This window comes from Photobacterium lucens (assembly GCF_009873615.1).
GTDB lineage: Bacteria > Pseudomonadota > Gammaproteobacteria > Enterobacterales > Vibrionaceae > Photobacterium > Photobacterium lucens.
Genome location: NZ_SSMG01000216.1, coordinates 1 through 7,096, shown reverse-complemented (window position 1 = coordinate 7,096; position 7,096 = coordinate 1). Strand labels below are relative to the sequence as shown.

The window sequence follows — 7,096 nt, the reverse complement described above, 5'->3', positions numbered from 1 at the left end:
AGACAAATAAATAAATCACCGTTTCTATACTCACAAAGTCAATTTATATCCCTATCAATTGAATAATAATATATTGAGTATATAGAGGCGAACCATGAAAATAATTCGGATATTTATCTGGTTAGCAATGTTAATCGGCATTGTTAGCTGTGGAGGTGGCGGTGGTGGAGAACCACAAACAACGGAGCCGCCGAGTGATGCCGTTACCGTTGATTTTACGCCTGAGTTTAGTGCATTTCGAATGGCGATACCGGTGGCAAACAGTGGCAACGTTGGTAAAAATACCACGACGCCTATTTTGCTTGAAGGTATTTTACAAGCTACCAATACTACCACCAATACGACAGAACAGTTTGATTGGAAAGCGTCTTTAGATCTTAATACCTTTACAGTGAGCTCAGAAACTACGATTGGTTTAGAGCCTGGCAATTATGATCTAGTGCTAGATATTGTTCATGATGGTCAGAAATACCATGGTGAAGCTAACGTTGATATTGTCGATGGTAACTCACCTGTTGCGATGAACTTGCACCCTGTGCTCGGTAAGGTGGATACCGATGTTTCCGTCAATCCTGAAATGGCTAAACTGTATTTTAGAGTCGATCCTAATGAACTGAACTTATTAGGCTTAGGTTCACCAGTAGTAGGGATAGGGCTCGATAATAATCAAGAGATGAAGTTCTTGATTAATAAAAACACCTCTCAGTCAGATCTGTTTTTTAATATTCAGTATGGTAGCTATTTAGTTAATATTAATTTTTATGATGATACTGAAAAAGTGGGGCATTTAGAGATCCCAAATCAGACTTTGAATATTGATCAAAATACGGCTGAAGTGAATTATGATGTTGTGCCATTAATGGGTGTGACAGTTATTTCATTTAATGAGCAGGGAGATAGCACTGAAATAATGGTGAAAATTCCAAGCTCCATTATTACTCATGTGAGTCAATTAGCCGATCTGCAAACAGAAATTAAACTGTTAGATCCCGATAATATGATCTTGTTTGATGGCATGATCACCTTTACACCTGTTACTGATGATCCTGATAGCTATGTTGGGGTTGTGCCAGTGAATTTAAATTTTCAGCAGTCACAAACGCATGGTTTATTTATGACATTGAAATTCTTTGATGTTGTTGATAATCCAAATATCGCGTTTGCAACTTGTACATCAGAGAGTTTCCATTTAGAGCACAATGATAAAATGGTTGGCTGTCAGGTGACTTTTAATGATACGACAGTCGATATTGTTACGGCATTAAATGCGTACTTTGTAGTGAATGTTTACGATGTTAATGGTAACCCTGTCAAAGATGCGCAAGTCTTCCTTGATAATGCAACGACCCCTGTAGGGGTAACGGGTTCTGATCCATTTACAACCGATGGTGCTGTCGTCTTTAGTGCATCGGTCGGTGATCATGATATTACCGCGAAAGCGATTGGTTATATTGCTCAAAAAGCGGTAACAGCCAATCCTTTGAGTATTAATAATGTTGATCTCTATTTAATGACACAGGAGTCACCACCAGCAGATACGGTGGAGCCATTTAACTATGATACACGTGTTACGATGACTCAAAATGTGCTTGTTGAGCCAACGACACAACAAATTACCCTTGCCAATGACATGATGGTAAGGATCCCACCTGTTAAGATTGATTTTGAGAAAAATACAGGTGTTGCTCGGGTTATTTATAACCAAACGGGCTATCTAACCGATGCTGATCCAAGTCAGTCCATTGAACAGGTTGTGATGGATTATCTTAATGCAAATAAAGAGTTATTAAATCTATCATCGACTGATATTGCCAACGTTGAACAGCAAGTATATGAAACGGCGGCAACTGGAGCGACACGTTTTTATCTTCAACAAAAACTGCATGGACGCGATGTATTTAATGCTTTATTACAGGTTAATGTGAACCGTGATGGACGCATTTTAAGTGTGAATAATACCTTCTCGCCAAATGTTGATCTGGTGGTGGTTGATAAACATCCTCCAACAGTCACCGTTGCTCAAGCGGTGATCAGCGCAGCAGAGCGAGTTGGGATAAAAGTGCGTCATCAGCCTGTGGTTGAAAGTGAAAATCTGGCTGACGATGAACAACCGACGGTGATTGATGCTGCTAGTGCATCCAGCGAAAAAGTGGAAGCTAAGTTGGTTTATGTACCAGTGAAAAATGATGAACTGCGTTTAGCGTGGTCATTTGTGCTGTTTACGCATGATCAACGCCACGTTTACCAAATGCTGGTGGATGCAAACAGTGGTGCATTGCTTGCGTATTTTGATCAAGTTGATGAAGACAGCTACGAGGTGTTCCCATACCCGGTTGAGTCACCAAACCATGCTGCACCGATTAATACACGCCAAGTGGAAAACAATCCGGCTGCAAGCCCTGGTTCACCATGGGGCTGGCATGATCTCAATGCTACATTAGGCGCTGAGCATACCATTATGCGTGGTAACAATGTTCATGCGTATAACGATTCAGATAATTCTGGCTCACCAACGGGATTAGAACCCGATTGTATGGCTGGGCTTAACTGTTTATTCCCACTGGATTTTGCACTGCCACCAGCTGATAGCAGTGAAGCGGCAACCGCAAATTTATTCCATTGGAATAATATTATTCATGATATTACTTATCTTTATGGTTTCGATCAGGCATCGGGCAACTTCCAAGTTAACCAATATGGTGCACCGGGTTTAGGTGGCGATGATGTGCGAGCAGAAGCGCAAGATGGTGGTGGGATGAATAATGCCAACTTCTGGACGCCTGCTGATGGTACTCGTCCGCGTATGCAGATGTACCTTTGGTCGTACACCACACCTCAACGCGATGGTGATTTTGATAACGCCATTATTGTCCATGAGTATGCTCACGGTATTTCTAATCGTTTAGTCGGTGGTCCCGCAAACATTAATTGCTTAAGTAATTATCAACGCCCATCAGAGGGGATCAGTGATCTGTATGCGCTCATGATGACCCAACCTGCGGGTATGGCTGGCACTGATCCTCGTGGTATCGGGACTTACGTATTAGGCCAACCGATCACAGGTGCGGGTATTCGTCCACAACAATACAGTACCGATCCTGCTATAAACACGTATACCTACGAGAGCATTGCGTCCGGGATGTCAGTGCCACACGGTATTGGTTCGGTCTGGACTCAAGCGGTTTGGGAAGTGTATTGGGCGCTAGTAACAAAACATGGTTTTGATGCCGATCTTTACAACTACACTGGTGGTAAAGGTAATCAACGTGCGATGTTGTATGTGACGGAAGGGCTCAAAAACACTATTTGTTCGCCAAGCTTTATTGATGCCCGTGACGGTATTATCCAAGCGGCGATTGACAATTACTCTGGTGAAGATGTGTGTTTGATCTGGGAAACATTTGCTGACTTTGGTTTGGGGACAGATGCAATATCACCAAGCAATAATAGCCTAAATGTGACCAATGGATTTGGTATTCCAAATTCGTGTGATGATACTGCTGATGTATGGGTTGAAGATACCCATTATGATTACTTTGGTACAGCACCAGATACAGGAAATGAGCCTGATGCCAATATGGTTGGTAAATCCATGTGGCGCAGTAAAGCAATTTGGAATCGCGTCATCGTTGGCAGTCCTGGCCCACATCAGAATCCTGAATTTGGTCAGAAAAATGAAATTTACGTCAATGTGAAAAATCGCGGTGCAGCTACGGCATTTAATACTACGGTTGAAGTGTATTGGGCACATGCATCTACAGGGTTAACTTGGCCAGCTGATTGGACGCTTGCGGGTACAGATACGGTAGCGAGTCTTGCTGTCGGGGCTGATGCTTTTGCAACCGTGGCTTGGGAGCCGCCATCAACAGGACATTACTGTTTAGTGGCGCGTTTGGTGAATCCACAAGATCCGATGACCAACCCTGAAACTACCGATATTAACTATAACACCCGTTATAACAATAATATCGCATGGCGAAACATGAATGTTGTTGATCTCCTACTTAACTATCAAATTGATGTTTCTGTGATCGCAAGAGGTAGTGTTGATCTAAGTAATAAAATCACCCTACAAATAGGGACTCAAGCGCAGCAGAAATATCTTGCTGATGGTGGGCAGATCTTGATTAATCTTGTTGAGTTTACAGGGCAAGATCAATGGGAACACATAACTCAAATCCCATATGTGATCCGTGATTTGTATGCATCACCAAACGCAGGTTCAAATATTAATGAAGGTAATGTGAAACTTCGCTTTATCGCTGATCCTATGCCGATCACAGATAGAGAAAGTGCACTTTACCACATTGATGTGATGCAGCTTGAAAGCTCGACGGGAACCCAAGATGAAGTGGGCGGTGTCTCCTATGAAATTATCACTCGTACTTATTTAACGGATTCAGATAACGATCAGAAACCTGATTTTGAAGACGAGGATGATGATAATGATCAAGTGCCAGATCTGCAGGATGCGTTCCCATTAGATCCAAATCGTTCTTAACGACGACAAAGACCAAATCAAAGCCTCGCTTCATAGCGAGGCTTTTTTGTCGAACGCTGGTGGCTGTCGGTTTAACATTTTAAAAACAGCTGTATCAAAACATGTTGAAACCATGCAAGGCAGTAATGAAGTGTAACAGGGAATAAATGGCACAATGTTATTGATTGCACCTGCTATATGAGCTGCCTACCATGGCAAAAATTATTGTTATGGATAACTGAACATGGCTTTTTTCAAGCTTAAAATCACTCATGGTCTATCACGCCATCCAGATATTATTACCACCACTCGAGATCCTAAAAGAGCACTGCAATTTTTAAAGCATGATGTGTCACCATACTCTCGTGGCTTTACTAAAATTGTGATTGTTGATAATAAACAATATGTTAAAAGCTTAGCTGAAAACCGCACTGCTGATTTTCAGTCAGACTATGTTCATGATGGTGAATGCAGTACAAGCGTGAGTTTATTAAGTAAGTTGTTATTTCTAGGCTGGAATAAATAACGTTTATAGTTTCGGTGGCATAGCCTCATCGCCTAAACGTTGGCGATATTGTTCGGGCGTACTGCCAGATTGTTTTTTAAATGCGGTGATAAAAGGTGAGGCTTGATGATAGCCCAGTGTCAGCGCAATTTCTTTTACTGATAATCCACTGCGTAATAGATGCAACGAGTAAATAAACTTTCGTCGTTGCCGCCACTCAGTAAAACTCATGCCTAATTTATCTTTAAAGTGCCGAGCCAGTGTACGTTCAGTGGTATGCAGCTGCTTTGCCCATTGTGCCAAGCTGCGATTATTGGTCGGGTTCTTCTCTAGCTCAATCAACATCGATTGCAGCAGCTTATCATCTGTGGTCGGTAGATATTGCTCATGCTCCTTACTCATTAAGACTTGATCAAACAGGACTTTCACTAAACGCTTATCTTGTGGTGTTTCTGGATTAACGATGCGTCGTTCACGCAGATCCTGCACCATGGCTTGCATCAAAGGACTGACTTCTAATAAGCAAGAATAGTGGGGTAATGCATTAGCAAGCGGCTTGGTGATGTTCATCGAGCAGTAATTTAAGCTACGGCGTATATAACTTTGGTGCTCAACTTCTGGCGGTACCCATAACGCATATTGAGGTGGTGCAAGAAAATGTTTGTTTTCGGCTTCCAGTTCAATAATACCGCCACTGATCAGCTGCAGTTGTCCCCAAGGATGACGGTGCTTTTCTGTTCCGGTATTAGGTAAGAAAATCGTATGACCAAAGAAAATCTCACTGGGTGGATTATTATCATCAAATAAAGGTTGGTAGACGTTCTTCATAAGCCGTGACTGTATTGCGCTAGGACAAGTTGCAGTATACGCAGTTTTTTATAAGATCGGCTAGGTCTATACCCAAGTAACTTCAAGATGCTATGTTCAGCGAGACGACCTTAGTTCTCAGGCGCGGCAACTATTCGTAGATATAGTGGTTCTACATTAAGAATTGTTAACAAAGTCTGAGAGCTAAGGACGCTCGCCCTTTGGGAGCGTGTCACTGAGCCGACTTCTTGCGTCAGACAACTTGGAAAGAGCTCGCTATTCCGCTTCGTTGCCTTCCTTGAATTCAACTCAGTGACCTCGCTCTGAATCAGGCATCTTGAAGTCACTTGGGTATATATGCGCTACTGATGCCAACTGATCCCACACTGCTGTAGTGATTTAAGAAAATTAGCATCTAAAGGATAGCGCCCAGATGTCGTGCCATGCTGTGTTGTTGCGAAGACTTTATATTCTAAAAAATCACCTGTCAGCATCAGGTTAAAGAGATGCTTAGCAATATTACCCGTAGCAACAGTGTAGGGCGATGTGGTGTTTAATGCCTTTGCGGTAGCGGTACTAAAACTGAGCTGAAGCTGATCTCGCTGCGCCCGTTTACTGTTATTTAAATAAGGGCCATGTCCTGCCAATATTCTCGGAGTGATGTCGACTTGCTGTTGTAAGTAATAAGGCATATCGGTTTGCTTGATCAAAAAACGATAATGGTTATCTACTTGTAATTGAATATCGCCCACAGGCAGCGGGTTTTCATCAGGGCTGTGCATCCCTACGCGAACTTCATCATTAGCCATATCGACTATAGGATAGAAACTGCTATGGGTTTGCATTGGCGATAAGGCTCGAACTCGACAGGTTTGCTCACCAGTTAATTCATCTATAACGGTAATTGCTTCCCATTTTGCAGGATACATTACCACGCAGCTAGTGCAGCATAAGAGTAGTAGTACAGTGATGATTGGTTTTGGCATATAACATCCTTGTGATTGTTAACGTAATATCGTTGACCTCACTTATTTTCAGTATACGCAAGCTTTAATCCATATGTGGTGAATCAGTCACTATGACAGCTTAGAGCTTTCTTATGGCGTGCGATAATGTGTAAATTATCGCTAACATGTTAAAGAGATAAACACTCTGATCATTTGTTAGTCTAGCGATCATTTTTTTGCAAATTTAGGCTTTACAGCTTTTCAATGTGTCGGTAATATTCGCCGCACTTACGGAGAGATGGCTGAGTGGTTGAAAGCACCGGTCTTGAAAACCGGCATACGTTAATAGCGTATCTA

General features: G+C 42.2%; 4 protein-coding genes. 2 read left to right on the top strand and 2 right to left on the bottom strand.

Annotation, left to right across the window (positions count from 1 at the left end; genetic code table 11):
* The first annotated feature begins 94 nt into the window (after positions 1–94).
* Together E5A76_RS09810 and E5A76_RS09805 are read left to right on the top strand one after the other, a co-directional pair.
* Positions 95–4,501 carry a M36 family metallopeptidase gene (locus tag E5A76_RS09810; protein WP_161118814.1) on the top strand — a complete coding sequence of 1,469 codons (4,407 nt, stop codon included), beginning with the start codon at positions 95–97 and terminating at the stop codon, positions 4,499–4,501.
* Between the two features lie 223 nt (positions 4,502–4,724).
* A complete protein-coding gene (locus tag E5A76_RS09805) occupies positions 4,725–5,006 on the top strand; it encodes a hypothetical protein (RefSeq protein ID WP_053986401.1) in 282 nt (93 codons plus the stop codon).
* 3 nt (positions 5,007–5,009) lie between these two features.
* On the opposite strand, the gene E5A76_RS09800 is transcribed toward E5A76_RS09805, so the two are convergent.
* A complete protein-coding gene (locus E5A76_RS09800; protein ID WP_107167489.1) occupies positions 5,010–5,813 on the bottom strand; it encodes an AraC family transcriptional regulator in 804 nt (267 codons plus the stop codon).
* A 341-nt stretch (positions 5,814–6,154) separates the two neighbouring features.
* Positions 6,155–6,778, bottom strand: a complete 624-nt coding sequence (locus E5A76_RS09795) for a hypothetical protein (RefSeq protein ID WP_161118813.1) — start codon at positions 6,776–6,778, stop codon at positions 6,155–6,157.
* Positions 6,779–7,096: the final 318 nt, after the last annotated feature.